Source organism: Salirhabdus euzebyi, assembly GCF_014207435.1.
Lineage (GTDB): Bacteria > Bacillota > Bacilli > Bacillales > Alkalibacillaceae > Salirhabdus > Salirhabdus euzebyi.
The window spans coordinates 1-16,238 of sequence record NZ_JACHGH010000017.1; the positions used below are offsets into that span (position 1 = coordinate 1).

Annotated in this window: 18 protein-coding genes and 1 rRNA gene; 18 read left to right on the forward strand and 1 reads right to left on the reverse strand. The window is 34.9% G+C overall.

The genetic code is table 11. The annotated features are described in order from the left end of the window. The 11 genes from rrf to rsmI form a co-directional block, all read left to right on the forward strand. Positions 1-89, forward strand: a 5S ribosomal RNA gene (gene rrf, locus HNQ94_RS18295); the annotation flags it as partial. Positions 90-365: 276 nt separating this feature from the next. Beyond that, positions 366-572 (forward strand): sigma factor G inhibitor Gin, encoded by a 207-nt coding sequence (locus HNQ94_RS18300; RefSeq protein WP_246200076.1) that lies wholly within the window; start codon positions 366-368, stop codon positions 570-572. A gap of 147 nt (positions 573-719) precedes the next feature. Beyond that, the gene (locus tag HNQ94_RS18305; RefSeq protein ID WP_174497694.1) at positions 720-2,156 is read left to right on the forward strand and encodes an aminotransferase class I/II-fold pyridoxal phosphate-dependent enzyme; all 1,437 of its coding nucleotides are present in this window, start codon (positions 720-722) and stop codon (positions 2,154-2,156) included. A gap of 26 nt (positions 2,157-2,182) precedes the next feature. After that, on the forward strand, positions 2,183-2,821 hold the full coding sequence (tmk, locus tag HNQ94_RS18310; RefSeq protein ID WP_174497695.1) for a dTMP kinase: 639 nt from the start codon (positions 2,183-2,185) through the stop codon (positions 2,819-2,821). 290 nt (positions 2,822-3,111) lie between these two features. Continuing rightward, entirely contained in the window at positions 3,112-3,441 is a 330-nt protein-coding gene (darA, locus tag HNQ94_RS18315; protein WP_174497696.1) for a cyclic di-AMP receptor DarA, read from the forward strand. 26 nt (positions 3,442-3,467) lie between these two features. Further along, positions 3,468-3,908 (forward strand): YaaR family protein, encoded by a 441-nt coding sequence (locus HNQ94_RS18320; RefSeq protein ID WP_174497697.1) that lies wholly within the window; start codon positions 3,468-3,470, stop codon positions 3,906-3,908. A 16-nt stretch (positions 3,909-3,924) separates the two neighbouring features. Further along, a complete protein-coding gene (gene holB, locus HNQ94_RS18325; RefSeq protein WP_174497698.1) occupies positions 3,925-4,911 on the forward strand; it encodes a DNA polymerase III subunit delta' in 987 nt (328 codons plus the stop codon). Positions 4,912-4,915: 4 nt separating this feature from the next. After that, positions 4,916-5,743: a PSP1 domain-containing protein gene (locus tag HNQ94_RS18330; protein WP_174497699.1), complete on the forward strand. Its 828-nt coding sequence runs from the start codon at positions 4,916-4,918 to the stop codon at positions 5,741-5,743. A 16-nt stretch (positions 5,744-5,759) separates the two neighbouring features. Then, positions 5,760-6,119, forward strand: a complete 360-nt coding sequence (yabA, locus tag HNQ94_RS18335) for a DNA replication initiation control protein YabA (RefSeq protein WP_174497700.1) — start codon at positions 5,760-5,762, stop codon at positions 6,117-6,119. A gap of 134 nt (positions 6,120-6,253) precedes the next feature. Then, complete coding sequence (locus tag HNQ94_RS18340) at positions 6,254-6,994, forward strand: tRNA1(Val) (adenine(37)-N6)-methyltransferase (protein WP_174497701.1); 741 nt, start codon at positions 6,254-6,256, stop codon at positions 6,992-6,994. 21 nt (positions 6,995-7,015) lie between these two features. Then, positions 7,016-7,888 (forward strand): 16S rRNA (cytidine(1402)-2'-O)-methyltransferase, encoded by an 873-nt coding sequence (gene rsmI / locus HNQ94_RS18345; RefSeq protein ID WP_174497702.1) that lies wholly within the window; start codon positions 7,016-7,018, stop codon positions 7,886-7,888. A 67-nt stretch (positions 7,889-7,955) separates the two neighbouring features. Here the strand turns inward: rsmI and abrB are convergent, their stop codons facing one another. Next, positions 7,956-8,231 (reverse strand): transition state genes transcriptional regulator AbrB, encoded by a 276-nt coding sequence (gene abrB, locus HNQ94_RS18350; RefSeq protein ID WP_512700772.1) that lies wholly within the window; start codon positions 8,229-8,231, stop codon positions 7,956-7,958. Between the two features lie 527 nt (positions 8,232-8,758). Here abrB and metG point away from each other — a divergent pair. The 7 genes from metG to veg all read left to right on the forward strand — a co-directional run bounded on the left by metG (position 8,759) and on the right by veg (position 16,143). After that, the gene (metG, locus tag HNQ94_RS18355) at positions 8,759-10,711 is read left to right on the forward strand and encodes a methionine--tRNA ligase (RefSeq protein ID WP_174497704.1); all 1,953 of its coding nucleotides are present in this window, start codon (positions 8,759-8,761) and stop codon (positions 10,709-10,711) included. 83 nt (positions 10,712-10,794) lie between these two features. Further along, positions 10,795-11,565 carry a TatD family hydrolase gene (locus HNQ94_RS18360; protein WP_174497705.1) on the forward strand — a complete coding sequence of 257 codons (771 nt, stop codon included), beginning with the start codon at positions 10,795-10,797 and terminating at the stop codon, positions 11,563-11,565. A gap of 200 nt (positions 11,566-11,765) precedes the next feature. After that, a complete protein-coding gene (locus HNQ94_RS18365; RefSeq protein ID WP_174497706.1) occupies positions 11,766-12,971 on the forward strand; it encodes a resuscitation-promoting factor in 1,206 nt (401 codons plus the stop codon). A 312-nt stretch (positions 12,972-13,283) separates the two neighbouring features. Then, positions 13,284-13,847 carry a ribonuclease M5 gene (gene rnmV / locus HNQ94_RS18370; RefSeq protein WP_174497707.1) on the forward strand — a complete coding sequence of 188 codons (564 nt, stop codon included), beginning with the start codon at positions 13,284-13,286 and terminating at the stop codon, positions 13,845-13,847. Next, the gene (gene rsmA, locus HNQ94_RS18375; RefSeq protein WP_174497708.1) at positions 13,848-14,741 is read left to right on the forward strand and encodes a 16S rRNA (adenine(1518)-N(6)/adenine(1519)-N(6))-dimethyltransferase RsmA; all 894 of its coding nucleotides are present in this window, start codon (positions 13,848-13,850) and stop codon (positions 14,739-14,741) included. A gap of 83 nt (positions 14,742-14,824) precedes the next feature. Then, complete coding sequence (gene yabG, locus HNQ94_RS18380) at positions 14,825-15,721, forward strand: sporulation peptidase YabG (RefSeq protein WP_174497709.1); 897 nt, start codon at positions 14,825-14,827, stop codon at positions 15,719-15,721. Between the two features lie 167 nt (positions 15,722-15,888). Continuing rightward, positions 15,889-16,143: a biofilm formation stimulator Veg gene (gene veg / locus HNQ94_RS18385; protein WP_174497710.1), complete on the forward strand. Its 255-nt coding sequence runs from the start codon at positions 15,889-15,891 to the stop codon at positions 16,141-16,143. The last annotated feature ends 95 nt before the right edge of the window (positions 16,144-16,238 follow it).

Below are 16,238 nucleotides of genomic sequence, written 5' to 3' on the forward strand. Positions count from 1 at the left end.
CCTGTACCCATTCCGAACACAGAAGTTAAGCTCTCCAGCGCCGATGGTAGTTGGGGTTCTTCCCCTGCGAGAGTAGGACGCTGCTGGGCAAAAAACACTGCATTTCATTATGCAGTGTTTTTTGTTTTTTAAAAAAGCTGTTTTCCCAAATACATACAAATGAAACAATATTCACGAAAATAGCCTTATCAAAAAAGAAAACCCTTTTTGTTTATAATAATAGAAAACTAATAATGCAAGTTATACATATGATAAATGAAAAGTTTAATTTTCTAAATGTATTACTAAACTATTAAGTATACATAAAAATTTTAGTAAACTAATATTTCTATGTATATATTTATTAGATTAGGAGATGCTAGAAAATGGAGGTGGGGATAATGAATAATCAATCATTAAATACTAAAACTTGTATAGTCTGTGATCAGGAGAAGTCGGAAGGAATTATGTTATATATAGCTTTCGTTTGTTCAGAATGTGAAAAGGAAATTGTCCAAACGGAGCCAGAAGAAGAAAAATACAAATATTATATAGATAAGTTAAAAGTATTAAATCAACTGACTCATAGTTAGTGTCGAACTTTTGTGTTCGACGCTTTTTTTATTTTAAATGTAAATTTACAGTGTTAGTTTTTTAATATAATTGACCAAACTCTATTGTGTGGGATTCTTATATTCGATACGATAAGATAGCCACAACTTTATTGAAGGGGTATCCTAATGAAGAGAATTCAAAACAAAACACCTCTATTTACTGCATTAAAAAATCATATAGATTTACATCCGATTTCCTTTCATGTACCGGGACATAAAAATGGGTCTATCTTCCCTAATAAAGGAAAAGAATTTTTTCAAAACTTATTGAAGCTTGACCAAACAGAAATATCAGGTTTAGATGACTTGCACCAGCCAGAAGAAGCAATAAAAGAAGCACAACAATTAACGGCAGATTTATATGATGCTGACCATAGTTTTTTCTTAGTTGGAGGTAGTACTTTAGGTAACTTATCAATGGTAATGGCAGTCTGTAACGTAGGGGATAAGATTATTGTTCAACGTAATAGTCATAAATCTATTATAAATGCTCTTGAATTAGCTGGTGCGTTACCAATTTTTTTAACTCCTCAGTATGAGGAAAGTACAAATAGGCACAGTTACATATCGTTGGATCTAGTTCATAAAGCCCTGAATGAGCATCCAGATGTAAAAGCAATAGTTTTAACTTATCCTGATTATTTCGGTCATACGTATCCTCTAGAATCGATTATAAAGATAGCTCATCAACACAAAATTCCTGTTTTAGTAGATGAGGCTCATGGTTCACATTTTATGTTAGGCGATCCATTCCCGCCATCTGCGCTAGACTTAGGCGCTGACATTGTGGTCCAATCTGCACATAAAATGTTGCCAGCAATGACAATGGGCTCTATATTACATCTGAAAGGTTCGATAGTTAGTAAGGATAAAGTGGAATATTACTTACAAATGCTGCAATCCAGTAGTCCGTCCTATCCGATAATGGCCTCCTTGGATTTAGCTAGATATTATATTTCTCAATTAACTAAAAAAAATATAGATGAAGTTTTGACTAGTGTATATGAACTAAGGGATATTTTTAAAGAAAGTAAAATTTGGGAAACTTTAGATGTAAAAGCTAAAATTGATGATCCCTTAAAAATCACACTACACATTAACAAAGGTTTATTGACAAGAGATATAGTGAAATTGTTTGAAGAACAAGCGATTTATCCAGAACTATCAACGACAAACCAGATTTTATTTATACATGGGCTATCTCCTTTTCCCGAGGGCGAAAAATTTAGACAAGTAATGGAATCTATTTCGAAAAGGGGTAAAGATTTAAATAACCATGATACAATAGATGTAGATTTATTTCGATTTGAACCTGTAAAAGCATTACCCTATTCGTATGGGGATCTTAATAAAATGGACAAGGAATGGGTGTCTTGGGATCAAGCTCAAGGAAGGCTTGCTGGACAGGCTGTTATTCCTTATCCACCAGGAATACCTTTGTTATTAAAAGGAGAAGAAATAAATTCCTATCATATTGATACTATTTTAAAACTAATAAAACTCGGTCAACATTTTCATTACCAAGGTGTCGCATTAGAAGAAGGCTTAACTGTTTTGAAATGAGTAACCGAAAAAGGGGAATCACCTAAGTGTACGGGACATTTATTACTTTAGAAGGAGTAGAAGGAGCCGGAAAAACAACAATCCTTCATGAGCTACATCAGTACTTATTAGAAAAAGAGCTAGAAACAGTAGTAACGAGAGAGCCAGGTGGAATAGAAATTGCTGAAAAAATACGCAATGTTATTTTAGATCGAAGTCATACAAATATGGATGCAAGAACAGAGGCTTTACTGTATGCTGCTGCAAGGCGTCAACATTTAGTAGAAAAAGTAATACCAAATTTAGAAGCAGGAAAAGTGATTCTTTGTGATCGATTTATTGATAGCAGTCTTGCTTATCAAGGTTTTGCAAGGGATTTGGGAATAGATGAGGTTTTTGAAATTAACAAGTTTGCTATAAAGGAATGTATGCCTCACATTACGTTGCTACTAAATTTAGATCCTAGAATTGGTATGGAGAGAATCTGGAGTAATACAGAGCGAGAACAAAATCGCCTAGATCTTGAAAGCTTATCTTTTCATGAAAAAGTTTATGAGGGCTATCAACTGCTAATAAGACAGTTCCCACAAAGAATTAAAGTAATTGATGCTGACCAGCCTTATGAAAAAGTGTTAAAAGAATGCATAGAAGCATTAGAAAATTATTTTAACACTAAAAATGCTTAAGGCGCATAAACTAGACTAAAGGCTTTTCGCTTTAAAGTGAAAGGCCTTTTTCAAACCTTCTTTACTATCCGGGATTAAAGGTATTTGCCCGATGTCTTTCCTCTTCCAATCCTTCATTCCAAAAGATGCAGATAAGCTTTACCTTTTTTAACGTTAAATGCGAAGATTTTCTAAAATAGAAGATAAGTTGTATAATATATATAGAAATAGCTAGATTGCTATGATAATTTGTTATACAAGCTTACCCTATTTTATAATATAAAATATAAGAATGACAAAGGAGGAAAATCATGAAATTAATACTTGCGGTCGTGCAGGACAAAGATGCAAACCGTTTAGTAGATGCATTGGCTGAGCAAAATTTTCAATCAACAAAACTATCTTCTACAGGCGGTTTCTTAAGAGAGGGAAATACAACCCTAATGATAGGTATTGACGATGACCATGTAGACAAAGCTTTGGATGTTATTAAAAATAATTGTAGTCAAAGAGAGCAGATGGTAGCGCCTATATCACCTATGGGTGGTAATGCAGATTCCTATATCCCAAAACCAGTTAAAATTGAGGTCGGTGGTGCTACAGTATTTGTTCTTCCGATTGATTCTTTTTTTCAGTTTTAATGTGGGGAAAGGCAGAGTGTGAATAGATGAAAATTGGTCAAGAATTACGCTCTCAAGTTGAATCAACTCCAAAAAGCTTCTCAAATCGGTCAAATGGAGTTCAGGAATTTCAATCAATTATGAATAAAGAAGCTGCACAGATGCGGGAATCCGAATTAAACCGCTTATTAGAACAACTAACCCGCCAAGGAGAAAAAGTAGCTCAGTTCCGCTCTTTTCGTGATTTATCCAAATATAAAAATTTAGTAAAAAACTTTATTCAAGAAGCTGTTCAATACGGCTTTGATTTAAAGCAGTCACGTAATTGGAATATGCAGGGACAAAATAGGAAACTTACAATAGTAGAGACAATAGATGAGAAATTAGTAGAACTGACAAATAGTGTTTTAAGCAAAGAAAAAAACTCGATAAATATTCTCGATAAAATTGGTGAAATTAAGGGATTATTAGTGAATCTGTATACGTAGAAGGTAGTGACATAAGGTGAAAACTTGGAGTGAACTGAATACTTTACAACCAATTGTAACCAAAATGCTAACAAATGGTATTGAGAAAGAACGAATTGCTCATGCTTATTTATTTCAAGGATCTCGTGGGACGGGAAAGAAAGAAGCAAGCATTTTGGTGGCGAAGAGTTTCTTTTGTCCGAATCAAACAGAAGTTGAACCGTGTCATGTTTGTCGTGAGTGTAAGAGGATTGATTCCGGAAATCATCCTGACCTCCATTGGGTTAAACCTGATGGAGCATCGATAAAAAAAGAACAGATTGCACATTTACAAAAAGAATTCACATATACGGGATTAGAATCAAATCAAAAGGTTTATATTATTGAACATGCTGATCGTATGACTACAAATGCCTCCAATCAGTTATTAAAATTTTTAGAAGAACCAAGCAAAAATACAGTAGCCATTTTACTTACAGAAAATAATCAATCTATTTTAAATACCATTAGGTCTAGATGTCAGATAATGTCGTTTAAGCCACTAAATCCTATTGCTCTACAGCAAAAACTAGTGGAAAATGGAGTTACAGAGGCAACTGCTAGACTTACCTCTTATTTAACAAATAATGTTAGTGAAGCAATAGAGCTTAGCCACGATGGATGGTTTGCTAAATCAAGGGAAATAGTGATAAAATTAATAGAAGTGCTTCACGAACAAAAAGATGAAGCATTTCTTTTTCTTCATAATCAATGGTTAAATCATTTTCAAGACCGTGAGCAAACTCAACTAGGTTTAGACTTACTTCTAATATGGTATAAGGATTTTATTTATTATCATATTGAAAGGCAAGAAGCAATTATATTTATGAATGAAATAGATAGATTTGAGAAATACACGTATACCCTTTCTCAAAAATTTGCAACGAAAGCAATAAAAAATATATTAGAAGCAAAAAGTAAACTCATGGCAAATGTTAATCCTACACTTGTTATCGAGGATTTAGTGCTTCATTTACAGAGGTGATTTTATGGTTGAAGTTGTTGGAGTTCGCTTTAAACAGGCAGGCAAAATATACTACTTCGACCCAGGAATGATTCAACTGACGACAGAGGACTATGTAATCGTTGAAACGGTACGTGGTGTTGAATTCGGGAAAGTTGTCATTGCTCATAAGCAGGTTGATGAAGAGGATATCGTGCTACCTCTTAAGAAAGTACTTCGGATTGCTGATGAAAAGGATAAAGTGACGATTACTGAAAATAAGGATAAGTCACAAGAGGCATTTGATGTATGCGAAGAAAAAATTTATAAGCATGAACTAGATATGAAACTAGTTGATGTAGAATATACATTTGATCGTAACAAAGTCATTTTTTATTTTACTGCAGATGGACGAGTTGATTTCCGCGATCTTGTAAAGGATCTGGCAGCAGTATTTAAAACGAGAATAGAGTTAAGACAAATTGGAGTTAGAGATGAAGCAAAAATGCTTGGCGGTATAGGCCCTTGTGGAAGAATGCTTTGTTGTTCAACATTCTTAGGTGATTTTGAACCAGTATCGATTAAAATGGCGAAGGATCAAAACCTATCCCTTAACCCAGCAAAAATATCTGGCTTATGTGGTCGCTTAATGTGTTGCTTGAAATATGAGAATGATGACTATGAGGAAGCAAAAAAAGTACTTCCTGATATTGGACAAAGTATTACTACATCTTACGGGCCTGGAAAAGTAGTCGGTTTAAACATTTTGGAACGTGTTGTACAAATTGAAATTCCAGATGGTGAACGTAAGGTAGAATATACTTTAGACGAACTGATTGAAGAGGGAGTCATATCACAGCAAGCCACAGAGTAATGAGGTGGAGATGAGCGTGAATAAAAAGGAACTGTTTGAAAGGTTTACTTATTTAGAAAAACAAATTGGTGAGTTATATGCACAATTTGGGGAATTGAAAGGGAATTTAGTCCAGCTAATAGAGGAAAACCATCATCTTTCAGTAGAAAATCATCACCTTCGTAAGCGACTTGACTCAGAGACAAAAGAGCAAGATGGTCAAGATAACGAATTATTACATCCAGAAGCTAAAGCTACAGCTGTTGGTGAAGGATATGACAACTTAGCACGGATTTATGAAGAGGGTTTCCACATTTGTAATGTCCATTTTGGTAGTCCTCGGGATGAAGAAGATTGTTTGTTTTGTTTGTTATTTTTAAATAAGCAACAAAAATAGAAAGTTAAAAACCCCTTGTCTCATTCATTTAGACAAGGGATTTTTATTTCAAAAGATTACCTAATAAAAAGAATAATTTTTGATGTAGTGAACACGATTAGTATAAGTTAACAAATAGAAAGGAAAAGAAGCTTATGGTTATGCTAAAAGAAGATGAACGGTTAGACTACCTTCTAGCTGAAAATATGAGAATAATTCAAAGTCCAACTGTATTTTCCTTTTCATTAGATGCAGTTCTACTAGCAAATTTTACGTATGTACCAATTAAAAAGGGGAAAATTTTAGATTTATGTTCTGGTAACGGCGTTATCCCACTTCTTTTATCAAAAAGGTCCCAGGCGCATATTACTGGGGTGGAAATACAGGAAAGACTATATGATATGGCCATAAGAAGTGTCTCTATTAACAATTTGGAAGATCAAATATCTATGGTACAAGATGATTTGAAAAACATGCCAAAATTTTTAACAAACAGGAATTTTGATGTGGTAACATGCAACCCACCGTATTTCCCGACACCAAATAAGGATGAAATAAATGAAAATGAACATTTAGCCATTGCTAGACATGAAATTTTTTGTACGTTAGAGGACGTCGTTTATACGTGTGCTAAACTAGTACGTCCAGGTGGAAAGGTATCTATGGTCCATAGACCTGGGCGATTAGTAGATATTCTCACCTTATTTCGTAAATATCGATTAGAACCGAAAAGAGTACAATTTGTGTATCCTAAGCAAGGAAGGGAAGCAAATACCTTATTAATTGAAGGTATTCGTGATGGGAAAGCAGATTTGAAAATTCTTCCACCCCTTTATGTTTATAAGGAAGATAATGAGTATACAAAAGAAGTAAGAGAAATTATATATGGCAAATAGAAATAGAAAGGCATGATATTTATGCAAATTCAAAAAAGCTTTGAAAATGAAGAAAAAGGAAAATTATATATTGTACCAACACCAATAGGCAACCTCGAAGACATTACGTTCCGAGCATTAAATATTTTAAAGGAAGTTGATGTTATTGCGGCTGAAGATACGAGGCAAACCAAGAAGCTGTTAAATCACTTTGAAATTACAACACCAACTATAAGCTACCATGAACATAATAAGAGTACAATGGGTGAAAAATTACTATCCCAATTAGAAGCTGGAAAGAAGTTGGCGTTAGTAAGTGATGCTGGGATGCCAGTCATTTCAGATCCAGGATTTGATTTAATTCAAAAAGCTTATGAAAAGGTTGATATTATTGTCCTGCCGGGTGCAAATGCAGCTTTATGTGCGTTAGTAGGTTCGGGATTACCAGCAGAACAGTTCTATTTCTATGGTTTTTTACCAAGAAAGAAGAAGGAATTAAAATTAACTCTACAAGAGCTACAGTACATAAAAGCAACATTGATATTTTATGAATCTCCCCATCGTATTAAGGAAACGATAAAGGGAATAGCAGATACACTAGGAGCGGAAAGAAGAATTGCTATTGGTCGGGAGCTAACGAAAAGATATGAAGAGTATATTCGTGGGTCTGCCAAAGAGGTGAGTGACTGGTTACAAACAGAGGAAGCAGAAATTAGAGGAGAATTTTGTATCATTTTAGAAGGAAGTAGCGTAGAGAAAGTGAATGAAGAAGAGTGGTTTGATGAAATGTCGATTTTGGAGCATATCGAATACTATGTAGAAGAAAAGGGATTATCAAACAAGGAAGCAATCAAACAGGTAGCATTAGACCGAAAATTACCGAAAAGAGAGGTTTATAATGTTTACCATAAATAAAATAAGGTTGTCCTCTAAGACAACCTTTTCCTCGAATAAAACTTGGTACTTCAAAGCATTGTATATATTATTCTATGCTGTTTTTGATTTCGTCTAGAAGCTGTTGTGCGCCTTCTTTACTTAACACAAGTTTACCATTCGCTAGTGTTAGGTTATCGTTAGACACTTCACCAGTAATATGACAGGTCATATTTGGTTTGTACTTCTTAAGGACTATGCGATCATCGTCTACATATATCTCTAATGCGTCCTTTTCTTTAATGTCTAACGTACGTCGTAATTCAATTGGTATTACGACACGCCCCAACTCGTCTACTTTGCGGACAATCCCTGTAGATTTCATATTCAATTTTTCCCCTCTCGATCATTTTTATCTTTGTCTATTTCGGCATGTTTCGACATAAATACTATCATTTGTTGCCAATGATTGTCAATTAGTTTGCACCATTTATGCCTGGAAAAAGCAACAATTTTATCAGTTTATTCCCCAAATAATCGTAGAGTAAACCCTTTATATAATACGATGGAAAATGAATAAATAGGGGGGTCCTTTATTTGTAAAAGGTAAAAAGTACTTGTGCACTTTTTATACATTTTTACAATTTGAAAGTTGGTTTGATTAGTATACTGGATTTGGAATCTATAATGCCTTGTTTTAAACTTTAAGCACTTTATTTCGACGAAGAATTGAGTAGTCAAAAGATAGAGGTTTTCCTGATGTGCTGGTATTTAGCAAAGATTTTCTATTATAAAGACGTTTTCCAACGAACATTTATGGAAATCATTTTAATAAATAGTTAAAATAGAAAGAGGATTTAAAAGCAGACAGATTAATTTATATTGCTGTTAGTATAATTAAGGAGGTTCATTATGCCCAACGAAAATAAAACTTTTTATATTACGACTCCTATTTATTATCCAAGTGGAAATTTACATATTGGTCACGCTTATACAACGGTTGCAGGTGATGCAATGGCACGTTACAAGCGTTTACGTGGATATGATGTCATGTATTTAACAGGAACGGATGAACATGGACAAAAGATTCAGCGAAAGGCAGAGGAACAAGGAGTAACACCAATACAATACGTAGATGAAATAGTGAGTGGGATTAAGAATTTGTGGGAAAAACTAGATATTTCGCATGATGACTTTATCCGAACGACTGAAGATCGTCATAAAGATGTTGTAGAGAAGATTTTTGCCCGTTTACTTGAAAAGGGCGATATTTATTTAGATGAGTATGAAGGTCACTATTGTACTCCTTGTGAATCCTTTTTTACCGAACGTCAGTTAGAAGAGGGAAATTGTCCTGACTGTGGACGTCCTGTGGAGAAGGTGAAAGAGGAGTCTTATTTCTTCAAAATGAGTAAATATGTAGATCGATTATTAGCTTATTATGAAGAGAACCCTAATTTTATTCAGCCTGAAAGTCGAAAAAATGAAATGGTTAATAACTTTATTAAACCAGGGTTAGAAGACCTTGCAGTATCTAGAACGACATTTAATTGGGGAGTCAGAGTGCCAGGTGATCCCAAACACGTTATATATGTTTGGATTGATGCATTAAGTAATTATATAACTGCTTTAGGGTACAATTCCTCTGATGATAGTCTGTACAAAAAGTATTGGCCAGCAGACGTACACCTTGTTGGGAAAGAGATTGTTCGATTTCATACGATTTATTGGCCCATTATGTTAATGGCATTGGATTTGCCTTTACCTAAAAAGGTGTTTGCACATGGTTGGCTTTTGATGAAAGATGGAAAGATGTCAAAGTCAAAGGGGAATGTGGTAGATCCTGTTGATTTAATTAATCGTTATGGATTGGATGCTTTACGTTATTATCTATTACGAGAAGTTCCTTTTGGTTCTGATGGTGTCTTTACTCCTGAAGGGTTTGTAGAGCGTTCTAATTATGATTTGGCAAACGATTTAGGTAACTTGTTAAATCGAACTGTGGCGATGGCTGATAAGTATTTTGACGGTAAAATTCCGCCTCTTCGTCAAGGTGAAGACCAATTTGATCAGCAGTTACAACAACTTGCAAATGAAACCCGTCATAAGGTAGAAGAATCAATGGAAAATATGCAATTTTCAGTTGCATTGACGAGTCTATGGCAGTTTGTTAGTCGTACAAATAAATACATTGATGAAACGAAGCCTTGGGTGTTGGCAAAAGAGGAAAGTAATAGAGATCGATTAGGTAATGTAATGGCTCATTTGGCAGAATCTTTACGACACATATCCATTATGCTTCAACCATTTTTAACAAGTACGCCAGAGAAGGTTTTTACACAGCTTGGAATTCAAGAAGAAAACTTGAAAAACTGGGATAGCTTAAATGAATTTGGACTCATGAAGGAAGGAACACTTGTTCAAAAAGGAAATCCAATTTTCCCTCGTCTAGATGTAGACGACGAGGTTAAGGCGATTAAAGATATGATGAGTAAACCAGGGGAAAAGGAAGAGGAACAAAAAGAAGAAGAACAGTCGGATGAAATAACCATAGATGACTTTATGAAGCTTGACCTTAAAGTCGCAGAGGTTATTCATGCTGAAAAAATGAAAAAAGCAGATAAATTACTGCGTATTCAATTGGACTTAGGTACGGAGAAAAGACAGGTTGTATCTGGAATAGCAAAACATTATTCGCCTGAAGAACTAGTTGGTAAAAAGGTTATTTGTGTAACGAATTTAAAACCTGTGAAGTTAAGAGGAGAATTGTCTCAAGGAATGATCTTAGCTGGGGAAGATGAAAACGGTAAGCTTGCATTAGCTACAGTTGAGCAGGATTTACCGAATGGAACAAAAGTTAAATAAAATAAATACAGTGCCAGGACTCCCGAATAATTTATTTTTAAGGGGACCTGGCCTTTATTCTATTTGTTGAAAGGATGAATTAGGTGTTATTTGATACACATGTCCATTTAAATGCAGATCAATTTATGGAAGACCGTGATGAGGTTATTAAACGTGCACAAGAAGCTGGTGTAACGTATATGGTTGTAGTAGGTTTTGATCGTAAAACAATCCCATTAGCGATTGAAATTGCGGAGTCATATGATTTTATCTATGCTGCTGTTGGGTGGCATCCAGTTGATGCAATTGATATGAAAGAGGAAGATTTATTATGGATAGAAGAATTGTCTTCACACCCTAAGGTTGTAGCAATTGGGGAAATGGGATTAGATTATCATTGGGATAAATCACCTCAAGATATTCAAAAAGAAGTTTTTAGAAAGCAGATAGCTTTAGCGAAAAAGGTTAATCTACCAATTATTATACATAATCGGGAAGCGGCAGAAGACATCGTGACTATTTTACAAGAGGAAAACGCAAGTGAAGTCGGTGGAATTTTACATTGCTTCAGTAGTACTCCGGAGATTGCAAAAAAATGCTTAGATATGAATTTTCATATTTCCTTAGGAGGGCCAGTTACTTTTAAAAATGCGAAAGAGCCGAAAGAAGTAGCGAAGATAGTCCCGATGAACAGACTACTTATAGAAACGGATTGTCCCTTCCTTGCACCACATCCTTATAGAGGAAAAAGAAATGAACCTGCATTTGTAAAGCTAGTAGCAGACCAAATTGCAGAATTGAAAGACGTATCAGTAGAAGAAATCAGCAAAAAAACAACGGAAAATGCATTGGAATTATTTAGGATAAAACGCTAATTTTTTGTAACAAAACATCAGTTAATATTACAATTGGATTAAAAAAAGCCCAAAAGGGTTTAAAAAAATACAAAAAACCAATAATATGAGATAGAGTCAAGCAGTTTGTAGGCTTGTTCAAAACTAGCTTCATGTCAATAGAGTTGACATGATTGCGCGTAGTCTATATAATACACTGCGTGCAAAGGAGGCAAAGACAAATGAATAAACATCCATTTTCTAACTTAGCTTTACGTGTAAAAAACACCAAAAAGCTATTAGTTTTGGTAATGAGCACCATTGTGTTTTTTGCCTCACTTGGGATTCTAATCTATGAAACAACGAAAGCAGATGTCGTTCTAGTCAATAATGGCGTAGAGCAGTCTGTTCGCACCCATGCTAATACTGTTGACGAACTCCTAAGTGAACTGGATGTAGAAGCAGAGGATTACGACGAAGTTCTACCTAATAGAACGGATGCTATTACATCAGGAATGACAATCACTTATACATCAGCGCAAAAAATAAAAGTTACAGTTGAAAACGAATCTACTGAATATTATACAACAGCAAAAACAATCGGTGACTTTTTAAAAGAAAAAAATATTGAAGTCCATGCAGAAGATATGCTAACACCAACCGTAACAACAGAAATTAGTGAAGGTTTGGAAATTTCAGTAAATAAAGCCTACGAAGTTACGGTTAATGATGGTGGCGAGGAACAAAAGGTTTGGACGACAGCAGATACCATTGACGAATTTCTTTCAAGTCAAAATATTGAACTAAATGAACTAGATAAACTTGAACCAAGCCTAGATGAGGTAATTGCACAAGGTACTTCGGTTACGATTACAAGAATTGAAAAAGTAGAAGATGTCATTAAAGAATCCGTTGATTATGCTACTGTTACAAAAAACGATAGTTCCTTACCGAGTGGACAGAAAAAAGTAGTTCAAGCAGGTAAAGAAGGTACTGTAGTAAAAAGATACGAAGTAACGTTAGAAAACGGAAAAGAAGTCGATAGAAAACTTATTGAGGAAAAAGTGGAGCAAGAAAGCCAAAATCAAATTGTTGCACTAGGAACAAAGCCAGCACAACCAGCACCTACTGTTTCCAGAAGCGGTGATGGTGAGGTAGTAAAAGAGCTTTACATGAGTGCAACGGCTTACACAGCATACTGTACAGGGTGCTCAGGCATCACGAGTACGGGTATTAATTTAAAAGCTAATCCTAATGCTAAAGTAATAGCAGTAGATCCAAGTGTTATCCCGTTAGGATCTAAGGTGTGGGTAGAAGGTTACGGATATGCAATTGCCGGAGATACTGGTGGGAAAATAGTCGGAAATCGTATAGACGTTTTTTATCCAACTAAGGCTCAAGCATATAGCTTTGGGAGAAAGCAAGTACGAGTTAAAGTTTATAAATAACCTTAAGCAGAGGGAAACCCTCTGCTTTTTTGCTGCTTAGGAAATTATAAAATTGTGGACTTTTGGATAAGTTGGCTGCACGGGGGAGCCACGTCTAGCTCCAGCACCTACACCCTCGGGACATAAGTCAATCCCTTCTGTGGCATAAACCTCCACGGCAGGTCTTGTCTTATGCCTGTCGGGTGTGAACAAGGCGCTTGCGCTTTTGTTCCTGTTATGGAATGAAAAGTTTAATGGAAGAGGATGTTTGAATTACTTTATATAAGGAAACAAATCGTAAATAATAGAAGTAAAAACAAGTAGCATTTTCATATGGGGGAAATCATATTGTACATAAAAGAAATTATTGTAGTGGAAGGTAAAGATGATACGGTAGCTGTCAAAAATGCAGTTCTTGCGGATACGATTGAAACAAATGGATCAGCTATTAATAAATCAACCCTCAAACAAATTAGGCATGCTCAACAAAAAAGAGGAGTTATTATCTTTACTGATCCTGATTATCCAGGACAACGTATTCGTAGTATTATTGATCAGGAAGTACCGGGATGCAAGCATGCATTTTTATCAAAAAAGGAAGCTATAGGAAAAAAGGGACTTGGTATTGAACATGCTTCCCCAGAAGCGATAAAAACAGCTTTGCAAAAAGTGTACGAGTTAACGGTAGAGCCCGATCCTATATTTACGAAAAGTGATTTAATTCAGTTTGGATTAGTCGGCAATAATAAAGCAAAAGACAGACGCAAAAAACTAGGGGACAAGCTGAACATTGGGTTTGCTAATGCAAAACAACTTGAAAAAAGGTTAAATATGTTCCAAGTGCCAAAAGAGGTTTTTGTAGCGACGATGAAAGAGATTTTTCAGGAGGAACAATAAATGGATAGAGAAAAAGCAATAGCGACACCAATCAAAACGAAAGAAATTTTACAGAAATATGGCTTTTCATTTAAAAAAAGTTTAGGACAAAATTTCATTATTGATGCAAATATTTTAAAGAATATTGTAAATAAGGCTGGAGTAGAAGCATCTAATGGAGTCATAGAAATTGGCCCAGGAATTGGTGCCTTAACGGAACATTTGGCCCAGCATGCAGAGAAAGTAGTAGCATTTGAAATAGATCAACGTTTACTTCCGGTATTAGGAGATACACTTGGTTCGTATCAAAATATAGAAATTATCCACCAAGATATATTAAAAGCGAATTTACCTGAAGTAATTGAGAAATATTTTGCAAATGGTCAACCCATTAAAGTAGTTGCAAATCTGCCCTATTATATTACAACCCCAATCTTAATGAAGTTATTAATGGATAGAATACCTGTTGAAAATATAACTGTCATGATTCAAAAGGAAGTAGCCGAACGGATGGCTGCCAAACCGAATACAAAGGAGTATGGATCACTATCTATTGCCGTACAATATTACACAGAGCCAAGTATTGTGATGAGTGTTCCAAAGACTGTTTTTATGCCACAACCAAATGTAGATTCTTCTGTTTTACAACTGAAAATGCGAGAAAATCCGCAGGTTTTTGTCGAAAATGAAGAATTCTTTTTTGAGCTTGTACAAGCATGCTTTGGGCAAAGACGAAAAACGTTGAATAATAATCTGAGTAGGCACTTTAAAGAAAAGTTAACAAAGGAACAGATAACATCCACTTTAGATAAAATAAATATAGAAGGAATGCGAAGAGGTGAATCGCTATCCATCGAAGAATTTGCTAGTATGGCAAACGAATTTTATCAAGGATTAAACAAACCTTGCATTTAACAATTTTAAATGGTTATTTGTGTAACATATTTCCTCTCCTTGCAATACGCTATTGTAGTAGTGTGTATTGAGGAGGAAATTAGATGGAATGGCAAAAAGGGGACATTGTGTCTAGAATTTCTCATAATCATGATTTATTATTTCGGATTCAATCCGTGAAAGATGATTATGCCATTTTATTTGGAGAAGACTATCGTTTAGAAGCAGATGCATATACAGATGATTTAGTAAGAGTAGAAAAAAATGAAATTCAAGAACGAAAACAAGTTGAAAAGAAAAAAGAAGACTATTCTTTTCGTTTATTTAGGCAAGATTATCAGCTGATGAGAAAGAAGAGAAATTACGAAGCTTCCTCAGGTTATAACAGTGATGTTAAACATTTTCAAATACCACCAAGGGTGCTCCATGTGGATGGCGACCCAATGTTTTTAAAGAAGTGCATTAATTTATATAATCGCTTAGGTTTACAAGTTCATGGTCTTCATTTAAATGAAAAAGAAATGCCAGAAAAAATATACGGTCTCTTAGAAAAGATTAAACCCGATATTTTAGTTATTACTGGTCATGATTCTTTCTCAAAAAATAAAGGGAGAAAAGGTGACATAAGAGCCTACCGACATTCAAAATATTTTGCGGAAACTGTCAGAGAAGCACGTAGATATGCGCCTAGTCTTGATCAATTAGTTATTTTTGCAGGTGCCTGCCAATCACATTTTGAATCATTGATCCGTGCAGGAGCTAATTTTGCTAGCTCCCCTTCTAGAATTAATATACATGCTTTAGACCCTGTATATATTGCTGCTAAAGTAGGTTATACCTCTTTTATGGATAATATAAAGCTGTGGGATGTATTAAGGAATACGCTAACAGGTGAAAAAGGTATAGGAGGAGTAGAAACTAGAGGATTATTCCGCACGGGCATGCCTTTCCCTGATGAGGACGATCAAGAAATGAATGAAGCTAGTTTCCGTCCATGGTAAAATGGGCGGAATTTAATTTTTATGAATTTTTTTCAAGAATTAAGGAAAAATAAGATGGATTAAAATATTATGCGTTGACATACTTAACAATTAGCTGATATAATGTTTAGTTTTATTTGACTTTTTTAGCTACTTGTGATATCTTATTACTAGTGAGGTGGAGTGAAGTGCCAAAAACATTAGCAGAAATTAAGCAAGCCTTAGATGGACGTATAGGTAAACGGTTAACGTTGAAAGCTAACGGAGGCCGAAGAAAAACAATTAAGAGAAGCGGTATACTTGCTGAAACGTATCCTGCTGTATTCATCGTAGAACTCGACCAAGACGAACATTCGTTTGAGCGAGTATCATACAGCTATGCTGATGTATTAACTGAAACTGTTGAATTAACCTTTTTTGAAGACATGAGCAAAATGGCCTGAGGAAGCAGTAAACATTGTTTACTGCTTTTTTTTATGTCTAATTCCATTTTTTATATAGTGTATTTAATGTGTAGTTGGCAAATAATAAGCATGTC

What these genes read in the sequence shown, in the direction of transcription:
- HNQ94_RS18300 (WP_246200076.1), top strand. Translation starts at nt 366, where the DNA reads ATGGAGGTGGGGATAATGAATAATCAATCATTAAATACTAAAACTTGT.
- HNQ94_RS18305 (WP_174497694.1), top strand. Translation starts at nt 720, where the DNA reads ATGAAGAGAATTCAAAACAAAACACCTCTATTTACTGCATTAAAAAAT.
- darA (WP_174497696.1), top strand. Translation starts at nt 3,112, where the DNA reads ATGAAATTAATACTTGCGGTCGTGCAGGACAAAGATGCAAACCGTTTA.
- HNQ94_RS18320 (WP_174497697.1), top strand. Translation starts at nt 3,468, where the DNA reads ATGAAAATTGGTCAAGAATTACGCTCTCAAGTTGAATCAACTCCAAAA.
- HNQ94_RS18330 (WP_174497699.1), top strand. Translation starts at nt 4,916, where the DNA reads ATGGTTGAAGTTGTTGGAGTTCGCTTTAAACAGGCAGGCAAAATATAC.
- HNQ94_RS18340 (WP_174497701.1), top strand. Translation starts at nt 6,254, where the DNA reads ATGGTTATGCTAAAAGAAGATGAACGGTTAGACTACCTTCTAGCTGAA.
- rsmI (WP_174497702.1), top strand. Translation starts at nt 7,016, where the DNA reads ATGCAAATTCAAAAAAGCTTTGAAAATGAAGAAAAAGGAAAATTATAT.
- abrB (WP_512700772.1), bottom strand. Translation starts at nt 8,231, where the DNA reads ATGAAATCTACAGGGATTGTCCGCAAAGTAGACGAGTTGGGGCGTGTC.
- metG (WP_174497704.1), top strand. Translation starts at nt 8,759, where the DNA reads ATGCCCAACGAAAATAAAACTTTTTATATTACGACTCCTATTTATTAT.
- HNQ94_RS18365 (WP_174497706.1), top strand. Translation starts at nt 11,766, where the DNA reads ATGAATAAACATCCATTTTCTAACTTAGCTTTACGTGTAAAAAACACC.
- rnmV (WP_174497707.1), top strand. Translation starts at nt 13,284, where the DNA reads ATGGGGGAAATCATATTGTACATAAAAGAAATTATTGTAGTGGAAGGT.
- rsmA (WP_174497708.1), top strand. Translation starts at nt 13,848, where the DNA reads ATGGATAGAGAAAAAGCAATAGCGACACCAATCAAAACGAAAGAAATT.
- yabG (WP_174497709.1), top strand. Translation starts at nt 14,825, where the DNA reads ATGGAATGGCAAAAAGGGGACATTGTGTCTAGAATTTCTCATAATCAT.